Genomic DNA, 22,058 nt, shown 5'->3' on the forward strand with positions numbered 1-22,058 from the left:
TTCTTAAATCAGTGAAAAAACTTTATATTTGATTATATATATTTACCATAAACCATATCTATTTTAAGCTTATGAGACAGTTCTACATTCTTTTTATTTTACTTTTTACAGCACCATTTATTGGTTTAAGCCAAACTTTAACAACAATTTCCGAGGACAACGCAAGTAACTACGGAGGCACATGGAATAACGGTGACAACAATGGCACAGGTTTTCAGCCTTGGGTACTCACTGATAATCCAAACGGAGGTTTTGCAGGTCGTTATGTCGGTTCAACAGCTATTGGAGATCCAGCATTTGGATTATTTTCAGGAAATAATGCTGCCGCTGAATCTTTGGCGCAACGCGGTTTTAGCCAAAGTATGCAGCCCGGAGATATATTCTCTGTGGTAATTGGACATACATCAACAATAAATGGAGAACTTGGACTAGTTTTATTAGATGGTAGTACTGTTGTTTTAACGCTAAAGTACGTTCAATTTGCGGCTAGTTGGGTTTTAAACGATGGTGGTAGCGATTTTGCAATCGCCCAAGGATTTAGTGCAAATACAAGTCTAACTTTTACATTTACCTACGAAGGAAACAATCAATATTCTTATTCTTTTGGTAGTGCATCAGGAAGTAATTTCACCTTCAATGGTACTGTTACTAACATTGATGGTGTAAGATTTTTTGATATTAATCAAGGGCCTGGTGAAAACTTTGGTATTAATAATCTGAGTATCCAGCGTCCGACTTTTACAACTATTGCAAATGGTAGTTTCAATGATGGAGCGACTTGGGAAAATGGTGATATTCCAGACGGTCAAGGCCGAGTAATTATTAATCATGATGTAACTGTAGCTGAAGATCAAAATTTAGTGGCAACAGATTTAGAATTAGGAGGCTCAGGTAGTTTAACAATGAATTCAGTTAGCAACAATTATTCAAGTTTAATTGTAGATAATGTATCTGGAAGCGGAACTGTAAGTTACAATCGATTTGTAAATTCTAGTGCTAATGGTAATGATCTAATTTCATCACCATTACCTGGTGAAGACTGGGCCGATTTTTTACTTTCAGGTACTAACGAAGTCGATTTATTAGACGATGGAGGAGTGCCAACTAAAACTTATGCCTTTGCGCCATTTGACAAATCTGCTTCTGATTATGTCAATTTCGATGAAAACACTACTGCATCATTAGGTTTAGGTACTGGATATCGAGTTGCCACTGATGCCGGTACAACCTTAAGATTTACCGGTACACCATTAAATGGAACTCAATCCGTTAATATAGTTGATACTGGTAGTAGTTTTGCTGACTGGAATCTTATTGGAAATCCATACCCTTCCTATGTTAGTATGCTAGATTTCTTAAATCATGAAGTTGATACGGGTGTTAGAAACATAGACTTATTGGAGAGTGCATCTGGAATTTATGGTTATGATGGCGATGCTTCCGACGGCTGGACAGTGATTACTTTAGCCAATGCTGGCGCTCAACTATTTGCTCCTGGTCAAGGCTTCTTCGTAGCTGCGGATGGTTCAGGAACGCTGATTGCCGATTACGACCTTGAGTTTACGAACGCTATGCGTTCTACAGGTAGTAGCGATGACTTTATTTTAGGAAGAAATAGCAGTAGTAACTTAACATTCTCTAAAATCAATATTAGTACGGCTACGAGTTCATATAACACAGAAGTTTACTTCGACGCCAATGCAACTTTAGGTTTAGACCCTGGATATGATGCTGCAATTTTTGGTGGCTCTGCACCAGCTTTCTCAATTTACTCACATCTAGTTCAAGATAATACAGGTATTCCTATTGCATTACAAGCCGTTGGTCTAACAGACGTAACCAATGTAACTATCCCATTGGGCGTCAATTCCAATGCAGGAGAAGAACTTACTTTCGACATGTCTTTCTTTTCACTTCCGGCTAATGTAGAAGTCTATCTTGATGATAATGTTGAAAGCACATCAACATTATTAAATTCGTCAGATTATGTTATAACGCCATCATCGAATTTGAATGGCACCGGACGATTTTTCCTGAGATTTGTTGATAATTCATTATCTACACCAGAGAATTCCCTTGAAAGTTTGTCAATTTATACAGATCAAGGTAGTCGATCAATTCATGTAGCGGGTCAAATATTAGACAACACTATTGCCAATGTTTATGACATCCAAGGTCGATTAATATTGAGTAAAGCATTAGACAGCGACCTAAGATCACAAAGTATTGATGCACAGTCATTAGGTACTGGTATTTACGTGGTAGAATTGTCTAATGGAAACCAAAAGAAAGTAGAGAAAATAATTTTAAAATAGAATCAAATAATTATATGAATAATTATTGAGTGGGTTTGCTAGCGGACCTGTTTTAGTCAAAATCGTGGCGTCAACTCACTCAATAATTTATAAACAATTTATTTTTAATAAACCTTATTATATTTATATCGTTAAATAAATAATTTTATTATTTTTGAACCAAATCTAGGCTTGGCCATGAAACACAACAACACCACTGATAAACTAACACGCAAAGATGCTATTAAGAAAATGGGCAAGTATGCTGCATTGACTGCAGTAGGTACTTTCGTGATTTTAAATCCACTTAAAGCACAATCGTCTTCACCTCCAGATCCGGGAGGGAATCCATTTGATTAATTCTTAATTTATTTTGAATAACCATTTAGCACCAACATATCAAGTTCAGTTCGGTGGTTATTGGATATTGTGGTATTCCTCATCAAATAATTATAGTGTTGTTGACAACGAATTCAAAATGCTATTGGAAGCATATTTAAATGCAACTTCTGTTGAAGCCTTTTCCTTAGAATTACCTGAATTCGACACCGTCTCGGATCCTCGTAATATTTCAGAAAGCCTGCATGTATATTTAGAACAGTGTAATCTGCAAGATTCGGAAAAGAAAGACCTAAACTTTGAATTTGAAAATTCAAAAGCTAAAATCAAGAGATTTTATAGCATTCGAGATCAAATCATTCAAATTAACTACGACTCGGAACTCGTAGAAAAAACGATTCACCCTTCAATTGCCTATTTAGAACGATCTGAAATTCAACCAACCAATGCAATTTTTGATGTTTATTTAGATAAAGAACACCTTTGTCTATTTAAGAATAATAAACTTATAACTGCGGTTCCAAAGCGCCAATACCATTTATTACAGGGTAAATTCATAATGAATCTTTTATCCTTAATTCATAATAAGAAGGAAAGTGAATGGTTAGGGACTTTTCACGGGTCAACAATTTCAAATGGTAACAGCTCAATCTTACTAGTTGGTGCCTCGGGTAAAGGAAAAAGTACCCTATGTGCGTTACTTTCTGTCCATGGTTTTGAACTGGTTGCAGATGATGTTTCACCAATGTTATCTGAAGATGGAAACATCTATTATAACCCTTCAGCAATTTCGATTAAAGAGGGCTCTTTTGATATTTTAAATCCAATCATCGCTCAATTTGATCAACTGCCAGAAACAGTTTTCAATAAGACTAAAGGAAAACTCAAATATCTCCCTTGTAAACAACCTTCAAACATCAGCTATCCTTGCAAAGCTATCGTAATGGTTAATTATGAAAAAAGTGCTGAAACTGTTTTAGAATCAATCACAGTAAAAGAACTTTTGGAAACCTTAATTCCAGAATCCTGGATATCACATCGTCCACAACATTCTAAACAATTTTTAGATTGGTTAAAAAGTGTCTACTTTTATAAACTAACGTACAGTGAAACTGAATCTGTTATTGACAAAATGGTTTCCCTTTTTGAAGAATCAGATCGCAATTAGTTTTGTTTTTACCTTCAGTAATTAAAAACACAAAATGGCTAATCTAGCTACTATATACCAGCATATTGCCGATATCCTTAGTTTCGAAAATTCTTCGAGTGCACTGGAATCAAAACTCAGTGATTCAAAATTTAACTGGGATGATATTGTTGTTGAAGGAAGCAGGCATTTAATGCTCCCTGCCATTTATTGTAGGTTGAAGCAAAAAGAATTGACACATCTTTTACCCATTGACCTTAAAGACTACTTAAAAGAAATTACACAACTTAATAAGGATAGAAACCTTGCTATTATTCGCCAGATTAAAGAGGTATCCGAGTTGTTTAATAATCATCTAATTGACTACGTATTTATTAAAGGTACAGCATTGCTAATGTCTGAAACATATGGCGATATCTCTGAACGAATGCTAAATGATATTGATATTTTAGTAAATACAAATCATTTAAAAGAATCCTTTGAATTACTAATTAAAGAGGGCTATTACCCTTCTAAGCAGACGCTAAAAGAAATCCATTTTGAACATAGGCATTTACCCAGACTAAAAACCGATCAGTTTATTTGTGCCATAGAATTGCATGGCAAGCTTTTTAAAAAAAATAATCACTTATCCATAGAAGAAGTATTGTCTCAAAAGGAGCGTATTAATAAGGTTTTCGTACCGTCTAAAAGGCATCTTATTGAACACAATATTCTTAATTATCAAATTAACGATAATGGTTATTTTTTCAATGCAATTAGTTTCAGATCTGCGTTCGATACAGTGTCACTTTTACAATCTGAAGGCTTATTTTCAGATATTAATTCAAATAAATACACAAAAAGATACTTTAACCTAATCGCCTTATTCTTTGAGGATATATCGGCTAGGCATATCAAAACCAACCAAACCTTCATTACTACATTTTATCGTTTCAAATTGAAACATATTAGGTTTTATAAAATTTGGCATCGATTTTTGTCGTTCATTCATTTTTTTGGTGTTGTATTGGGTAGACTCCCTCATTTCTTCACTAATAGCGCATATAGAGCCGCACTTTTAAAGGATAGAAAACGTATTTTCGGTCATTTTAAGTCTGTTTTCGGAAATTCTTAAAGACCTAAAACAAAATTCAATAAATAACTTTACTCCATTATTTGTTTTATAAACCATAAAGTTTAACTTTGATAATCAAAATAGCACGTTTAATGAGAAAATTAGTTTTACTTTTAACTTTATTATTGGCGTTTTCATTTAATTCAAATGGACAAGCCAGTAGAAGCGACAAGGAGTGGTTCGCAAGCGTTGGTCTCAACGCGATTAATAGTCAAGGAACGCGATCTCCGGTAGGCAAAATGGATGAATGGGCTATTAATATCCCCATTTCACTTGCAGTAGAAGTTGCTTGGACTTCTGGCCTATCTATCGAACAGTCGTTTACTATTAATTCCTTTTCAGAAGGTGACATCATTGATAATGGTGTTTTAAGAGAAGATTTTACATACTTTTCATTCGATACACATGCCAAATATTATTTTGGTAAGCATATTTTCCCTCAAGTAGATTGGATTGATTTTTATGGTAATGCCGGAGTTGGATTTTTTAATATTGATGAAACAAACGTCTCGCTTAATTTAGGTGGTGGTGTATTGTTTTGGCTCAATAGAAGACAAACCATTGGTATCAGAGCACAGGTAATTGGTAAATTTGCTTTAGACCATTCTGAAAGCGGATTTGACAATAACCATTTCCAAACCCATCTTCAGGCGATATTTGCATTATAATACTTAGAATCTATATAGAAAAAGGCGCTCATTAAAGCGCCTTTTTTATTGTTGTATAGCTTCTTATTAAGACTCGCTCAATAGATTATCAAAATACTGAATGGTATGTTGTAAGCCTTCGCGTAGATTCACCTTAGGCTCCCAACCATTGAGTTCTTGTTTTGCCAAACTAATATCTGGTCGGCGTTGCATAGGATCATCTTTTGGTAACGGCAAATAGGTGATTTTTGATTTTGAACCGGTTAATTCAATTACCTCATCAGCTAATTTAAGCATGGTGAATTCACTAGGATTACCTATGTTAACAGGTCCTATAAATTCATCTCGAGTATCCATCATACGGACAGTTCCTTCAATTAGATCATCAACATACTGAAAACTCCTGGTCTGAGTACCATCTCCAAATATGGTTATATCATCTCCCCTTAATGCCTGAACTATAAAGTTCGACACTACTCTACCATCTTGAGGATGCATTCTAGGACCATAAGTATTAAAAATTCTAATGATCTTTATTTTTACATCATTCTGATTATGGTAATCCATAAACAAAGTTTCAGCACAGCGTTTACCTTCATCATAACAAGATCTAAGCCCAATAGGGTTTACATTGCCCCAGTAACTTTCTGGTTGTGGATGCACCGTAGGATCACCATATACCTCACTCGTAGATGCCTGTAATATCTTTGCTTTTACACGTTTGGCAAGCCCTAACATATTAATTGCACCCATTACAGAGGTCTTCACCGTTTTTATTGGGTTATATTGATAATGAACTGGTGAAGCCGGACAAGCAAGGTTATAAATCTCATCAACTTCAACCATATAAGGATTTGTAATATCGTGACGCACCAATTCAAAATAATGATGATCCATCAAATGCTCGATATTACGTTTAGAACCTGTAAAATAATTGTCTAAACAGATAACTTCATTGCCTTCGTTTAGTAGTCGTTCGCAAAGGTGAGAGCCTACAAATCCGGCACCTCCTGTTATCAATATTTTTTTCATTGGTTCAAATGATTAATTAACCAAAAATAACGCTTATTTCTTACACTTCAGTATCCTGCAAATCTAAAATTCAGCATTTGTCTTACATACTTATACAGCTCAGGAAACCTCGACCTAAACTCCGTCGGTGTTTCGATGAAATTTTCTAATATCACCGCGAAAAATTCATAGTGATTTGTATAGGCATAGGCTCTGAAGTACTTAGAGGATATAAGTTCTTGTCTGACGTCTGGATTATTCTCTAAATAAGAAATGATCTCCTTAAAGCCTCTCTTGAAAATTTCACTACTTATATCATCATTACTAAATGCATTCAAGTGAATAGCATGGCCAAACTCATGGATTCCAAGGTTTAAATTATCGTCTCCAACATGATATCCCTTTTTGAAGTCTTCCCACGAAAATACAATTGCACCATGTTGAGGATTGGTTTCTCCTTGATGATAAGCATCATTTAATCTTGAATAATAAGCCTCGGGGTAAATGATGATCTTATCAAATAATTCTAATTTATACTTTCTAAACCCAAAGGTTAGCATCACTGCAGTAGCTGATATAAGAGTTGCCATTTTTTCACTAACATCTTGCCCATCTCTTCCTATAAAGTTTTTACTTTCTATGAAAGTGGCCAGTCGATGATGGAATATCTCCTTATCCTTCAAGCTTAACTTATTATAAAAACTAAACTCTTTGCGAAGTATACTTGACTGATTTATAGATATTTTTCTATTAGACAAAGGAAAGTTTAAAAAGAAGGGCTTTCTATACATATAAGCATATAATTGCTCAACATATATCATTATTCGTGCGAGAACGAACAAAGCTAGGGCTACCATCAAAATGTAGGGAAACTCCATATATAATGTAGGGTCAATTTCAGGAAGTTGGGTCTCCGGTAGGTTCATCATGGCTAAATATAGTATAAATTAAAAAACCTTACTGATGAAGAATAAATTTTATCGTTTTGACCACTGTAGGAGTATAGCTCCTAATTGCGCTCCGCCTTGAAAATAGCACAAACAAAAAAACGCTCAAGCGAGCTTGGCGTTTTTTCTTATTGGGCTATTTATTCGTGACCACGGTAGGATTCAAACCTACGACCGCTGGAGCCGAAATCCAGTGCTCTATTCAGCTGAGCTACGTGGCCATTATTTTGTGCCTAAGCCATTAATTTAGCCTTTACAATGGTAGAGATAGTCTTACCATCTGCTCTACCTGCTAATTCCTTATTAACAATTCCCATCACCTTACCCATATCTTTCATACCAGAAGCTCCGATCTCGTCGATGGTCATCACTACTACCTTTTCAATTTCTTCTTCGCTTAACGCTTCAGGTAAAAACTGACTGATCACTTCAGCTTGGTCTAATTCGGGTAAAGCCAAATCTTTTCGATCTTGCTCTAAATAAATTGCCGCACTGTCCTTGCGTTGTTTTACTAACTTCTGAAGTAATTTTAACTCTTCTTCTTCCGTTAACTCGTCTTTATCGCTTGACGATGTCAATGCTAACAATATGGCCGATTTAACCGCTCTTAAGGCTTCTAATGCCACCTGATCTTTTTCTTTCATGGCTGTTTTCATGGCAGCCATAACGTCCTGTTGTAAGCTCATTTCTGTCTTAATTAAATTGAATTGCGAAGATACTAAAAAAGTTAAGCGTAAATTAATTTTAAGTGGTAACAAAAAGCCCAAAAAGTTGGAGGGACCTTTTGGGCTTGACAAGGGTGAGTAAACACTTAACTTAAACTTGCTATTAATCTACGTTGTCGTGTAAAAATGAATTGTTACTTCTCAACTGAACATCATCATTATCATCTGTACCAACCGATAATCGAGAAGCATTGGTTTCTGATGAATGCTGTGCATCCTCTAAATTAACACCTTGTCTCTTGTAAGCAGGCTCTTTTTCTATTTCGTCAATTTTGGCATTATTGAACTTATAGTTAAAATCTTTCATGTGTTTTCTGCGCTCATTGGCTCTCGCCTTAATAAGTTCAGAAATTGGACTATTCATTGGGTCGATCTCATCTTCAGCTACCTCTTCGGTTTCTTCGGCTGGAAGAATCTTCTTCTCAAAAACGACTTCCTCTTTTACCTCAACATCTTTAGTTCCTGTATTCATTGATGATTCGAAGGTTTCAAAATCATCTAAAGCATAACGTTTTTCGCCTTCCTCATTTACTTCGGTTACAGCAATTATTTCAACAGGTTCATTGACATTCATGTCCTTTACCTCATCATCTAAACTAAAGAACATCTTTTCTTCAGCAGTCTCTGGCTCTTCAACTTTTTCTGGTTCTTTATTTGAAAGTGGCAAATCGAAGGTTAAAGTAATCTGCTCTTCAGGTTCTGATTCAATCGTTTCAGCTTTATTTTCAATAGGTGTAATTATGAATTCTTCTGCATCGACTTCAGTAGAAACCGAATCTAAAACCTCCTCATAAACCACATCCATATTTTTCAATAATTCTGTAGTTGGAATGATATCCATATCTGTAGTTACTTCAGATTCTAGATCATCTTCATCGATCAAAGTATGACGTACAATAGGATCTTCCTTCTTCTCCTCTAAAACAATATCGGGTGTTATGATCGCTGGTTCCTTTTCTTGAGTACTCACTTCTTCAATAACATCTTCTTCAAGGGCATGAATTACTTTTTTAGTTTCTGTATTGGAGATTTCGTTTTGTTGATCAATATTAAATCCGGTTGCAATAATAGTTACAGCAATTGCCTCTTGTAACGACTCATCCTCACCAACACCCATAATGATATTGGCACCATGACCTGCTTCATTCTGAATATGATCATTGATCTCGCCAATTTCATCGATGGTTATTTCCTGCGAACCAGAAACAATTAATAATAATACATTCTTAGCACCCGTAATCTTATTATCATTCAGTAATGGTGAATCCAAAGCTTTCATAATGGCTTCTTGTGCTCTCGTCTGACCTGAAGCTGTTGCTGATCCCATGATTGCAGTACCACTATTACTTAAAACGGTCTTAGCGTCACGTAAGTCAATATTCTGAGTATAGTGATGCGTTATTACTTCAGCAATACCTCTCGAAGCAGTAGATAATACTTCGTCTGCTTTTGAAAAGCCTGCTTTAAATCCAAGGTTACCATATACCTCACGAAGTTTGTTGTTATTAATAACAATTAATGAGTCCACATGCTGTCTAAGGTTTTCAATACCTCGTTGAGCTTGCTCGTTACGCATTTTACCTTCAAACTGAAAAGGCATAGTAACAATTCCAACGGTTAGAATATCAAGTTCCTTAGCCATCTTAGCAATAATAGGTGCCGCACCAGTACCAGTTCCTCCACCCATACCTGCGGTGATAAAAACCATTTTAGTATTGGTATCGAGCATTCTACGGATGTCTTCTAAACTTTCTACAGCAGCTTGCTCACCAACATCGGGGTTGGCACCTGCACCTAACCCTTCAGTTAGGTTAACACCTAATTGAATTTTATTAGGCACACCGCTATTTTGAAGTGCTTGAGCATCTGTGTTACAGATCACAAAATCAACGCCTTTAATTCCTTGTTGAAACATGTGATTGATAGCGTTGCTACCGCCACCGCCAACACCAATGACTTTAATGACGTTTGACTGATTCTTAGGCAAATCAAATGAGATACTTCCAAATTCGTTGTTGTTACTCATATTTTTTGAGATTATGGGATTTTATATATCTTGATTAATTAATTCTTTTATTCTGCGTTATCTAAAAATTCCTTAACACGTTCGGTCAATTTATCTAAGAATGAACGTCTTTCCTTTCTTGGCTCTTCAACAATTTCTTCTTGCTCTTCGGTTTCAGAAACTTCCAATTCTGCTGCATTCTGAATAGTTTCTTCTATCTCCTCTGCCTTTTTTCGTTCTTGTCGTTTTAAGCCATCCATCACCAAACCAACTGCCGTAGCATATAAAGGACTGGCAATATCTTCATCACTATCTCCTGCTAAATGCTCGTTAGGATAACCAATTCTGGTATCCATTCCTGTGATATATTCCACAAGTTGTTTTAAGTGCTTTAGTTGACTTCCGCCACCTGTTAAAACAATACCGGCAATGAGTTTCTTCTTTTGCTCCTCATGACCGTAATTCTTTATTTCTACATAAACTTGTTCAACAATCTCAACCACTCTTGCATGGATGATTTTAGACAAGTTTTTTAATGTGATCTCTTTTGGCTCTCTACCTCTTAAACCAGGTATAGATACAATTTCGTTATCCTTGTTTTCTCCCGGCCATGCCGAACCAAACTTGATTTTCAATAGTTCGGCTTGCTTTTCGATGATTGAACAACCTTCTTTGATATCTTCGGTAATCACGTTTCCTCCGAAAGGAATCACAGCTGTATGACGGATAATTCCATCCTTGAATACCGCAAGATCTGTTGTTCCACCTCCTATATCTATCAAAGCAACTCCAGCCTCTTTTTCTTCCTGACTTAAAACAGCATTTGCAGATGCTAAAGGTTCTAAAGTGATGCCTTCTAATTCTAATCCGGCACTCTTTACGCACCTTCCAATGTTTCTGATAGAAGACACCTGACCTACAACTACATGGAAATTAGCCTCTAATCTTCCTCCATACATGCCGATTGGTTCTTTTATTTCGGCTTGCCCATCAACTTTAAACTCTTGTGGTAGGACATGAATAATTTCTTCACCTGGCAACATCACTAATTTATGAACCTGATTGATCAATCGATCAATATCCATCTCATCGATCACAAGTTCAGAATTTGGTCTGGTGATATAATCGCTGTGTTGTAAACTTCTAATATGCTGACCAGCGATACCAACGGTTACCTCTTCAATCTTTTCTGACGCCGCAGCTTCAGCTTCTTGTACCGCCTGTTGAATAGATTGAATAGTTTGCGTAATATTATTAACTACACCACGATGTACACCTAGGCTTTTTGACTTGCCTACACCCAGAATTTCTAACTTTCCATACTCATTTTTGCGCCCAATCATGGCCACAATTTTTGTAGTTCCAATATCTAAACCTACCGAAATATTCTGCTTGTCCATAGTTTATCTTTTGGTGCAAATAACTTGTTTATCAAATTTGAGATTAACCCGTTTGTAATTATTCAAAATATTATCCTTTAAGGCCTTTTGATAAAAGGCTTTAAAATTATTTATCTTCTTTTCAAGCATTTTTAGAGTTCCGACATGAACAATAAAATCGCTTTTTCTAATTTTAAAATCAATGGTTTTATCGTCATTCTGACGAATTTCAATGACATGTTTTTTTAAGAATTCATCCTCATCAACGGCTTTAGCAAACTGAAAAACTGTTTCGAGATTATTCTTCTTAACATTACCAGTAACTAATGGTACTCTTGCTGCATAATTAGATGACAAAGGCATGTATGAACCCTCATCATCGATATAATATGACGCATTAGTATGAACTCTTGCAATAGGTCGTTTTTGTTCAATTTCTGCCGAAAGCTCACCGTTTACGGACATAAACACTTCTGCTTTCTTTATCATTGGATTAGAATTTAGGGCGGTTTCTAACTCGTTCAAATCTATAATATCTTTGGGTTGTCCCGTAACAGTCTGTTGATTTTGTATTAACAATTTACTAACAGTTGATTCGCTCACGAACAATTTATTTTCTCCCAAGAATTCAATGTTCGGTTCTGCTACTTTTCGATGGTCATTTCGGTATTTTGAAAACGCAAATAATCCGCCGACAAGAATCAGTAACCCAATGATTTTTATGTAGTTATAATTAATTCGCAATGCTAAATGCGTCTTTTATATGTTTAACTTCTTCTCCAATATCGCCAGCACCAAGTGTTAAAACCACTTGAGCGTCTGACATTTTTATGGCCTGGATCAATTCAGGCTTCGAAACCAGTTTTTTATTTGAATTTTGAATCTTTTCTAATAACCATTCCGAGGTTACTCCTTCAATTGGCAGCTCTCTTGCCGGATAAATATCCAGTAGTATTATTTCATCGAATTTTGAAAGGCTCTGAGCAAATTCTTCAATGAAATCTCTTGTTCTGCTGTACAAATGCGGTTGAAAAATTGCAAGAACCTTTGTGTTAGGATACATTTCCCGAACGGCCTGATGCACGGCATTGATCTCTTCCGGGTGATGCGCATAGTCATCCACGAAAACAAAATCATTAGTCTTGATCTGGTATGTGAATCTTCGTTTAACACCTTTATAAGATGCTAAAGCCTTGGCGAGCTGGTTGTGAGGGCAACCAAAGTCAACAGCCATCGCCAAGGCGATTGTTGCATTCGACAAATTATGTCTACCAGGTAGGTTAAATCGAAAGTCTTTATAGAGTTCAGTTGGTGTTTGAAGGTCAAACACATAACTGCCATTTTCTATTCTTACGTTTTTTGCATTATAGTCTGAATTGTCCTCAATACCGTAGGTTGTTCCTTCGAGCGGCAATCCATTTTTTATAAATAATTGTCCTTCAGGTTTAATACATTCTGAAAATTCCTTGAAGGTTTTTGCAAGCTCTGAACTATCACCATAAATGTCGAGATGATCAGCATCCATTGAGGTAATACATGCCAAATCTGGTGATAGAGTTAGAAATGAACGGTCAAATTCATCAGCCTCCACAACCGTTACTTCAGTGCCTTTCAAAATGAGATTAGAGTCGTAATTTTCACTAATGCCACCCAAGAACGCGGTAACAGGTATATCGCATTCATACAATAAATGCCCTAGAATACTCGTGGTTGTTGTTTTCCCGTGAGTGCCAGCAACTGCCAAACATGTGGTTTGTTTAGTAATTTCACCCAATACCTTTGAACGTTTGTGAACTTCAAAATTGTTCATTAAGAAATAGTTCAATTCTGAATGCGACTTAGGGATGGCCGGCGTGTAAACAACTAAGGTGTTTTCCTTATTGAGATATTTAGGATCAATCGCAATAATATCATCAGTAAAATGAATATAAACTCCTAATTCTTGCAATGCCTTGGTAATATCTGAAGGCGTTTTATCATAACCCGCTACATGCTTTCCTTTAGCCACAAAATACCGTGCAAGCGCGCTCATACCGATACCTCCAATACCAATAAAATAGACGTTATTTATAGCTTTTATATTCACTTATTTCTTCAATAATTTTTCAACTTCATCAACAATGTCATTGGTGGCATTTACCAGTGCTAATGCTTCGATATTTTCGCTCAGTGTTTTTCGTTTTTCGTCATTGGTTATTAATTCTGAAAACTGAGTCTGAAATTCCGATTCCAAATCATTCTCTCTTATTAAAATGGCCGCATTCTTATCAGCAATAGACTTGGCATTTTTAGTCTGATGATCCTCAGCAACATTGGGCGACGGAATAAAAATTGTAGGTTTTCCCACAATACATAATTCTGAAACTGAGATGGCTCCTGCTCTGGAGATAATAACATCTGCCGCAGCATAAGCCATGTCCATATTGTTTAAAAAAGCGTGCACCTGAACATGCTTTAATTCGTTATGTCTTTTATATTGCTGATAATACAACTTACCACATTGCCATATCAATTGAACGTTATTGGCTTCGAAGAACTCTAGGTTGTCTTCAATCAATTCATTAATTCGTCTTGCTCCTAAGCTTCCACCTAAAACCAGTAATGTATGCTTGCTATGAATTAAAGTAAAGGCATCTTTACCTTCAATGTGTTTACTTTTTACTTCAAGCAGATCTTTTCGGATTGGGTTTCCGGTGAGTCTAATTTTATCTTTAGGAAAGAATTTTTCCAATCCTTCATATGCAACACAAATCGTATCTACTTTTTTGCCAAGTAGCTTATTCGTAATTCCTGGATAGGAGTTTTGCTCTTGAATAAGGCTAGGAATATTTTTTGACGATGCGACTTGTAATAATGGTCCACTTGCAAATCCTCCTGTTCCGATTACAGCATCTGGACTGAATGATCTTATAATTTTTCTTGAACGCAATAAGCTAGACAGCAGTTTGAACGGAAATGCTAAATTCTTTAAACTTAGTTTTCTTTGAATACCAGAGATCCAAAGGCCTTCAATTTTGTAACCTGCCTGTGGTACCTTATCCATTTCCATGCGATCAGATGCTCCTACAAACAGAAACTCCGCATCCGGATAACGCGATTTCAATTCATCTGCGATAGCGATTGCAGGATAAATATGACCTCCTGTTCCGCCGCCCGACAATATGAATTTATAGTTACTCATCAAATAGTTTCGCTTAAAATGTCTAATGGATTTACTTCATCCGTTGATTCTTGATCTTTGATTTCTTGGCGTTTGGCACTTACACTCAATATGATTCCTATGGCTAGGCAAGTCATCCAAATGGAGGTTCCACCACTACTAATAAGCGGTAATGTTTGTCCGGTTACGGGGAACAATTCCACCGCAACAGCCATATTAATTAATGCTTGAAAAACAATCGGCAAGCCTACACCTAGCACCAATAGTCTACCAAAGACCGTATCTGACTTTTGTGAGACAATGACAATTCTGAATAGCAACCATGAATAGAGCACCAATAAGAACATTCCACCTAGCAATCCGTACTCCTCTATAATTATAGCAAAAATGAAATCTGAAGACGACTGAGGTAATAGATATTTCGTCGGACTCTTACCAGGCCCTAATCCGAAAACCCCACCTGAGGCAATGGCTGTTTTTGAACGCTCAATCTGATAATCGGCTTCAGTATCTTCAGCATTAGAAAAATTTTCTATTCGGCTCATCCAAGTGTCTACACGGTTAGGCATAGCTTCTGGAAAAGCCTTTGCAACTAAGACAAACATTACGAGAGATATTATTCCTGCACCGATAATAATGGTTAAATATTTTATAGGATAGCCCCCAATAAAGGTCAGCATCATCACCATGGTAAAAATGATCGCTGTTGTTGAAAAGTTGGCAGGTAGAATGAGAATTAAAACAAGAAACACCGGAACCCAAAGTGGTAAGATGGTCTCATTAAATGAAATGGCCTTGTCTCTTATTTTTGATAGATAACGTGCAACATAAACCATTAAAACTACTGCGGCGAGCGTTGATGTTTGGAAAGACATATTTACCACAGGAATATTGATCCATCGACTCGTGTTGGTGCCTTCTGTATTGGTTGACCCTTGCAGTATCGTAATGAGTAACAATACTAAAACCACAGGAATCAAAATCATAGAAAGCCCCTTGAAGTATCGATAAGGAATCTTATGAACAGCAAACATAATAGCAAATCCTAACGACAAATGCACAAAATGTTTCACGAAAAATGAGAAGGTATTTCCGCTTTCGCCATAATCTGCCAAATTACTCGCAGCACTATACACAGGTAGAAAGGAAAAAATAGCCAATAAGGTGGCTATTGCCCAAATGGCTCTATCTCCTTTTATCTGTGAAAATATGTTTTGCATTGTATCTTTTTTATCTACAAAACTAGTTAACTATACTTTATAAATTACGCACGGCATCTTTAAATTGACGTCCTCTATCTTCATAATTTTCAAATAGATCGAAGCTTGCGCAAGCAGGTGATAATAAAACGTTGTCACCAGCTTCTGCCACCTTATAAGCGATTTTTACAGCTTCACTCATATATTGTGTTTCAACGATGATATCTACTAAATTTCCGAAGGCTTCAAAAAGCTTTTTATTGTCTACGCCAAGACATACAATAGCCTTTACTTTTTCATTCACAAACGGATAAAGCTCGTTGTAGTCGTTGCCTTTATCAACTCCACCAACAATCCATACCGTTGGGGCATCCATGCTTTCTAACGCGAAATAAGTAGCATTAACATTGGTAGCCTTAGAGTCATTGATGTATTGAACTTTGTTGATTCTTAGGACATGTTCTAATCTGTGTTCTACTCCCTGGAAATTTTCTAAACTCTCACGTATGGTTTGTTTTCTAATTTTTAGTAAGTGTGCCACAGTTGAGGCCGCCATTGCATTCTTAATGTTGTGTTTACCTTCTAATGTAATGTTCTCTGTTGGCATAATTATTTTGTTGTTATCTATGGTTATTATTATTTCTTTATTGTTGTAATAGGCGCCTTCTTCAATAACTTTTGTTAATGAAAAGGGCAATTTTTTGGATTGAATTTGATGCTGATCTAGCCAGTTTGAAATAACCTCATCGTCTGCATCATATATGAAATAATCATCAGGCGTTTGGTTTTCAACTATTCTGAATTTTGAAGCGATATAATTTTCAAACTTATAATCGTAGCGATCTAAATGATCTGGTGTGATATTAGTGAGAATCGCAATTTTTGGTTGAAATAGATCTATATCATCAAGTTGAAAACTGCTCACTTCTAAGACGTAATTCTGATGGTCTTTTTCAAGAATTTGCTTTGCGAAACTATCTCCAATATTCCCTGCTAAACCAACATCGAGTTCTTGCTTAAGCAAGTGATGCGTTAAGGTTGCAGTAGTAGTTTTACCATTACTACCCGTGATAGCAACAAGCGTTGCGTCGGTATAGTTTGAAGCAAATTCAATCTCTGAAACCACTTTTATTCCAGCTTCTCGAATTTTTTTTACCAAGGCCACCTTATCAGGTATGCCAGGGCTTTTCATTACGAGATCAGCGTTCAGAATCTTCGACTCTGTATGCTGTTCATCTTCAAATTCAATCTCATTATTTAAAAGAACGTCCTTGTAGGTTTTCTTAATTTTTCCGTTATCTGAAACAAAAACCTTATATCCTTTTGCTTTCCCCAGTAGTGCTGTACCTACACCACTTTCTCCACCACCGAGTACGACTAACTTTTTCATTATCTAATCTTCAAGGTCACGATTGATATGATGGCCAATAGTATTCCTATGATCCAAAATCGTGTTACAATTTTACTCTCGTGATATCCTGATTTCTGATAGTGATGATGCAATGGCGACATTTTGAAAATTCGCCGGCCCTCACCATATTTCTTCCGTGTATATTTGAAATAGCTCACCTGTAACATGACCGATAAATTTTCAGCCAAGAAGATTCCACACAATAATGGAATAAGCCATTCTTTTCTTACAGCTATTGCAATTACTGCAATGATGCCACCAATAGTTAAACTACCCGTATCACCCATAAATACTTGAGCCGGATAAGCATTGTACCATAAAAATCCAACTAATGCTCCTACGAATGCTGCGATGTATATCGTGATCTCTTCAACCTGCGGGATATACATTATATCGAGGTACTTTGAGAAGATGATATTACCCGAAACCCACGCAAAAATTCCTAGTGTAAGCACCACAATGGCCGAAGTTCCTGCGGCCAAACCGTCAATTCCGTCCGTTAGATTGGCACCGTTTGAAACTGCTGTTACAATGACGATACTCACCAATATGAAAATGACCCATGCGTAGCTTTCTAAATCCGGACTGATCCACGTAATAAGATCAGAGTAATCGAACTCATTATTCTTCACAAATGGAATGGTTGTTTTGGTAGATTTGATGGCCTCGTCAAAAAGTTGAGTTTCTGGTAGATTTGGGTTTTCAGCTAAAAGAGCACGTTGCTCCTGAATAGGTAATTCTTCTTTTATCGTGACGTCTTCATGGAAATAAAGTGTTAGTCCGACGATTAGTCCCAAACCAACTTGCCCAAGCACTTTAAATTTCCCCTTAAGCCCTTGTTTGTCATTTTTAAACTTCTTGATGTAATCATCGATAAAACCGATAGTACCCATCCAAAGTGTGGTAATTATCAGAAGGATGATGTATATATTTTCGAGCTTGGCTAATAATAAAACAGGCAGCAATGTTGCTAAAATGATGATAATACCACCCATTGTTGGTGTTCCGGCTTTTTCAACCTGACCTTCTAAACCAAGATCTCTAATAGTTTCGCCAACTTGCTTCCTGCGTAAAAAATTGATAATTCGCTTTCCATAAATGGTTGAAATCAACAACGACAAAATAATTGCCATAGCTGCTCTAAAGGTTAAGAACCCAAAAAGTGAAGCTCCAGGAAACTGGAATTGTTGCTCGAGATATTCAAATAAATAATACAGCATCTACTTTTGCAGTTGTTTTAAAAATTCTTGTACGGTTTTATAATCATCAAAATCAAATCGCTCACCTTTGATCTCTTGGTAGGTCTCATGACCTTTGCCAGCAATTAATATGATATCTTTAGAGTCTGCCATCTGACAGGCTGTTTTGATCGCTTGTTTTCTATCGGTTATTGATAAAGTCTTTTTGAAATTTTGTGGCTCCACGCCCTTTTCCATATCTTCGATGATAGCTTCGGGTACTTCACTTCGTGGATTATCGCTTGTGAAAATGACCTTAGTACTTAATGCCGAAGCGATATGTCCCATTTTTGGGCGTTTAGCCTTATCACGATCACCACCACAGCCCACAACTGTTATCAGTTCTTCATTTTTAGTTCTGATACTATTGATGGTTTCCAATACATTTTTTAGGGCATCTGGAGTGTGTGCATAGTCAACTATAGCCGTAATCTTCTCATCTGAAACGAAATATTGAAAACGACCTGAGACATTATCGAGTTCACTAATTAGCCTAAGTATTTCGTCTTTTTGAAGTCCTAAAAGTTCAGCTGCTCCGAAGATTGCTAGAATGTTGTATGCGTTGAAACTTCCAATGAGGCGTGTCCATAATTCATTGTCGTTCACTTTTAATAACAAACCACCAAATTCATTTTCTAGGATTTGCGCTCTATAATCTGCATAGTTCTTTAGGGCATAGGTGTATTTCTTCGCTTGTGTATTTTGAAGCATAACCAAACCATTCTTATCATCCATATTAGAAAGCGCAAAGGCATCTTTAGGCAGATAATCGAAGAACGATTTTTTGACATCGCGATACTCCGCGAAAGTATTGTGGTAATCTAAATGGTCGTGTGATAAGTTGGTGAATATGCCACCTGTAAACTTCAGACCTTCAGTTCTACTTTGATGAATTCCATGAGAACTTGCTTCCATGAAACAAAATTCAACACCTTCATCATTCATTAACTTTAGGTATTTATTGATGGTTAATGAATCTGGGGTCGTATGCGTTGCAGGATAAACCGTATCGTCGACCATAATTTTCACGGTAGACAACAGGCCTACCTTGTACCCGGCCTTTTTAAAGAGTTGATACAGCAAACTCGTAACCGTAGTTTTTCCGTTCGTTCCAGTAACCCCAACTAACTTCAAATTCTCTGAAGGATGCTCATAATAATTAGCAGCCATATAAGCTAGAGCCTGATTAGAATTAGCAACTTCAATATAGGTTATACCATCTTCAAGCATTTCAGGAAGCGTTTCGCAAATGATTGTTTTTGCTCCAAGCTCGATGGCCTTTTCTATAAATCGATGACCGTCTGTTACAGTTCCAGTAATGGCAACAAAGACATCATCTGATTCAACTTTTCGGGAGTCGAATTCAATTTTATTGATCGAAATACTCGTGCTACCCACAACAGCATTGATCGTAACCTTGTACAATATGTCTTTTAATACATTCATAAAGCTTCTAAGACTATTGTTTGGTTGGGTTTTAGTTTTTGGTGACGTGCTACTGACTGTGATGTTATTGTGCCGGTACCTTTTAGGGTTACTTTCACATTAACCTCTAAGTTTTCGAGTAGGGCGATAGCATCCATGGCAGGCATCCCTATAACACCTGGCATTAACTGCTTATATTTCCGTGAGTTTTCGAAAAACTGTTCGTAGTCTTCATTTACCAGATTATTTTCAAAATCTAAAGTTTTAACATCGTCAATAATTGGTGTATCTGTATATATCTTCTGAGCAATTCTCTTAAAAACCGGACCCGAAACGTCAGCACCGTAGTAGCCGACTTTTGTACTTGGCTCATGAATGACTACAATGCACGAATACTTTGGATTGTCAGCTGGGAAATAACCTGCAAAAGATGAGATGTATTTCTTGTCTTTAATCCACACATCAAAGTTGGCATATTTGGTACGCGCAGTACCCGTTTTCCCTGCCATTGAAAAGGTTTCAGAATACATGCCTTTTCCCGTTCCACGAATCACAACATTTTTGAGGATATCCCTAATCTCAGCCAAGGTTTTATCAGAACAAATCTTTTTAACCAGAATTTCTTTCTCAAACACTTCCACCTCCTTATCAAAAGATTTAACCGACCTAATAAAACGCGGTTTAATAAGTTCGCCGTTATTGGCAATAGCATTGTAAAACGCTAAAGTTTGTAAAGGAGTCATTGTTAAATTGTACCCATAGGCCATAGAAGGCAATGCATTTCTACTCCAATTAGGAGCACCAGGTCTAGGTATATCTGGTGTTCCTTCACCTATAATTGAAACACCTAAGGGCTGATTCAATTTCCATTTACTCAAACGATCTAAGAATTTTTCAGGATTTTTTGAATAATGATCATCTACTATGGTAGCTAAACCAATATTTGATGATAACTCTAATGCCTGAGCTGCGGAAATTTTACCAAATCCACCAGTACGTGAATCGCTAATGGTTCTACCATAGAAATATTTGATTCCATTTTTAGTATCAACTATAGTAGACGTGTCAATCACCTTATCTTCTAAAGCAGCCATCAAAGCCATTGTTTTGAAGGTAGATCCAGGCTCATGGCTCTCGCCAACTGCATAATTTAACCGCTCATAATAGGCACCGCTAGACGTTTTTGCAAGATTTGAAATAGCTTTAATTTCACCAGTCTTAACATCCATAACCACCACACAGCCATGTTCGGCTTGGTATTTATCTAATTGTGATTTTAAGGAATGATGGGCTATATCCTGAATGTTAACATCGATAGTTGTATAAACATCCAAACCATCTTGTGGTTCTACCTGATCGAAATCTGCAATAGGCTTCCATTGCCCATTGCCAATCTTTTGTTTTAAGCGTTTTCCTTTCTTTCCACGCAAATATTGCACCCCAAAAGCGCCGTCAATACCTACTCTGGTTGCATAATTATTTTCATCAATACGCTCATATCCAATGGTTCGTTCAGCAATTTCACCCATAGGATGTTCGCGTCTTGTAGTTTGCTCTACAATTAATCCGCCGCCAATAGCCCCTTTATTTAGCAATGGGAAATTGCGCATTCGGATATAATCTGAATAGCTAATATTTCTTGCCAATAAAAAATATCGGTTCTTATTTCTTCGCGCTTTGCGAATGATGTCTTTGTAGTAAGAGGATGATTTTCCTTTGTAGGCCGAAAGTGAATCTGCCAGCCCATCTATATGCTCTTCAAATACAGCATCTTTAGCTTGAATGGCATCTATTCTAATGTCATATTTAGGAATTGAAGTTGCCAGAAGACTACCATCGGATGAATATACATTTCCACGATTGGGCTCGATATCGAAATCTTTAACTGTTCTTTTTTGCGCAAGGGCACGGTATTCGTCACCTTGAATAAACTGAATTGCACATAGCTTAAAGACTACAGCAAGTGCAAATACAAACATGCATCCTGCAACAAAATACAATCGATTTAATATGT

The 22,058-nt window shown here is 36.6% G+C and carries 18 protein-coding genes and 1 tRNA gene; 5 read left to right on the forward strand and 14 right to left on the reverse strand.

Annotation, left to right across the window (positions count from 1 at the left end):
- Positions 1–71: 71 nt before the first annotated feature.
- The 5 genes from DDY94_RS00840 to DDY94_RS00855 all read left to right on the forward strand — a co-directional run bounded on the left by DDY94_RS00840 (position 72) and on the right by DDY94_RS00855 (position 5,565).
- Positions 72–2,315 carry a T9SS type A sorting domain-containing protein gene (locus DDY94_RS00840; protein ID WP_111682135.1) on the forward strand — a complete coding sequence of 748 codons (2,244 nt, stop codon included), beginning with the start codon at positions 72–74 and terminating at the stop codon, positions 2,313–2,315.
- 177 nt (positions 2,316–2,492) lie between these two features.
- Complete coding sequence (locus DDY94_RS16170) at positions 2,493–2,654, forward strand: hypothetical protein (protein WP_198658894.1); 162 nt, start codon at positions 2,493–2,495, stop codon at positions 2,652–2,654.
- 13 nt (positions 2,655–2,667) lie between these two features.
- Positions 2,668–3,801 (forward strand): hypothetical protein, encoded by a 1,134-nt coding sequence (locus DDY94_RS00845; RefSeq protein ID WP_111682136.1) that lies wholly within the window; start codon positions 2,668–2,670, stop codon positions 3,799–3,801.
- Positions 3,802–3,835: 34 nt separating this feature from the next.
- The gene (locus DDY94_RS00850; RefSeq protein WP_111682137.1) at positions 3,836–4,897 is read left to right on the forward strand and encodes a nucleotidyltransferase family protein; all 1,062 of its coding nucleotides are present in this window, start codon (positions 3,836–3,838) and stop codon (positions 4,895–4,897) included.
- Between the two features lie 92 nt (positions 4,898–4,989).
- The gene (locus tag DDY94_RS00855; RefSeq protein ID WP_111682138.1) at positions 4,990–5,565 is read left to right on the forward strand and encodes a hypothetical protein; all 576 of its coding nucleotides are present in this window, start codon (positions 4,990–4,992) and stop codon (positions 5,563–5,565) included.
- Between the two features lie 66 nt (positions 5,566–5,631).
- Here the strand turns inward: DDY94_RS00855 and DDY94_RS00860 are convergent, their stop codons facing one another.
- The 14 genes from DDY94_RS00860 to DDY94_RS00925 form a co-directional block, all read right to left on the reverse strand.
- Positions 5,632–6,576, reverse strand: coding sequence for a UDP-glucuronic acid decarboxylase family protein (locus tag DDY94_RS00860; RefSeq protein WP_111682139.1), 945 nt, complete (start codon positions 6,574–6,576; stop codon positions 5,632–5,634).
- A 47-nt stretch (positions 6,577–6,623) separates the two neighbouring features.
- Complete coding sequence (locus DDY94_RS00865) at positions 6,624–7,484, reverse strand: zinc-dependent peptidase (RefSeq protein ID WP_111682140.1); 861 nt, start codon at positions 7,482–7,484, stop codon at positions 6,624–6,626.
- Between the two features lie 165 nt (positions 7,485–7,649).
- Positions 7,650–7,723, reverse strand: a tRNA-Arg gene (locus DDY94_RS00870).
- Positions 7,724–7,735: 12 nt separating this feature from the next.
- Positions 7,736–8,188 carry a GatB/YqeY domain-containing protein gene (locus DDY94_RS00875; RefSeq protein ID WP_111682497.1) on the reverse strand — a complete coding sequence of 151 codons (453 nt, stop codon included), beginning with the start codon at positions 8,186–8,188 and terminating at the stop codon, positions 7,736–7,738.
- Positions 8,189–8,330: 142 nt separating this feature from the next.
- Entirely contained in the window at positions 8,331–10,253 is a 1,923-nt protein-coding gene (gene ftsZ / locus DDY94_RS00880; RefSeq protein ID WP_111682141.1) for a cell division protein FtsZ, read from the reverse strand.
- 47 nt (positions 10,254–10,300) lie between these two features.
- Entirely contained in the window at positions 10,301–11,632 is a 1,332-nt protein-coding gene (gene ftsA, locus DDY94_RS00885; RefSeq protein WP_111682142.1) for a cell division protein FtsA, read from the reverse strand.
- 3 nt (positions 11,633–11,635) lie between these two features.
- A complete protein-coding gene (locus DDY94_RS00890) occupies positions 11,636–12,355 on the reverse strand; it encodes a cell division protein FtsQ/DivIB (protein ID WP_111682143.1) in 720 nt (239 codons plus the stop codon).
- On the reverse strand, positions 12,345–13,697 hold the full coding sequence (murC, locus tag DDY94_RS00895) for a UDP-N-acetylmuramate--L-alanine ligase (RefSeq protein ID WP_111682144.1): 1,353 nt from the start codon (positions 13,695–13,697) through the stop codon (positions 12,345–12,347). The genes DDY94_RS00890 and murC overlap by 11 nt, the downstream gene beginning before the upstream one ends.
- A complete protein-coding gene (murG, locus tag DDY94_RS00900) occupies positions 13,698–14,792 on the reverse strand; it encodes an undecaprenyldiphospho-muramoylpentapeptide beta-N-acetylglucosaminyltransferase (RefSeq protein ID WP_111682145.1) in 1,095 nt (364 codons plus the stop codon).
- The gene (locus tag DDY94_RS00905; protein ID WP_111682146.1) at positions 14,792–15,991 is read right to left on the reverse strand and encodes an FtsW/RodA/SpoVE family cell cycle protein; all 1,200 of its coding nucleotides are present in this window, start codon (positions 15,989–15,991) and stop codon (positions 14,792–14,794) included. The genes murG and DDY94_RS00905 overlap by 1 nt, the downstream gene beginning before the upstream one ends.
- A gap of 37 nt (positions 15,992–16,028) precedes the next feature.
- Complete coding sequence (murD, locus tag DDY94_RS00910) at positions 16,029–17,360, reverse strand: UDP-N-acetylmuramoyl-L-alanine--D-glutamate ligase (RefSeq protein WP_111682147.1); 1,332 nt, start codon at positions 17,358–17,360, stop codon at positions 16,029–16,031.
- Positions 17,360–18,601, reverse strand: coding sequence for a phospho-N-acetylmuramoyl-pentapeptide-transferase (gene mraY, locus DDY94_RS00915; RefSeq protein WP_111682148.1), 1,242 nt, complete (start codon positions 18,599–18,601; stop codon positions 17,360–17,362). The genes murD and mraY overlap by 1 nt, the downstream gene beginning before the upstream one ends.
- Positions 18,602–20,065: a UDP-N-acetylmuramoyl-L-alanyl-D-glutamate--2,6-diaminopimelate ligase gene (locus DDY94_RS00920; protein WP_111682149.1), complete on the reverse strand. Its 1,464-nt coding sequence runs from the start codon at positions 20,063–20,065 to the stop codon at positions 18,602–18,604.
- Positions 20,062–22,023, reverse strand: coding sequence for a penicillin-binding protein (locus DDY94_RS00925; RefSeq protein WP_111682150.1), 1,962 nt, complete (start codon positions 22,021–22,023; stop codon positions 20,062–20,064). Before DDY94_RS00925 ends, DDY94_RS00920 begins: the two co-directional genes overlap by 4 nt.
- Positions 22,024–22,058 lie beyond the last annotated feature (35 nt).

The organism is Winogradskyella tangerina (assembly GCF_003260205.1).
GTDB lineage: Bacteria > Bacteroidota > Bacteroidia > Flavobacteriales > Flavobacteriaceae > Winogradskyella > Winogradskyella tangerina.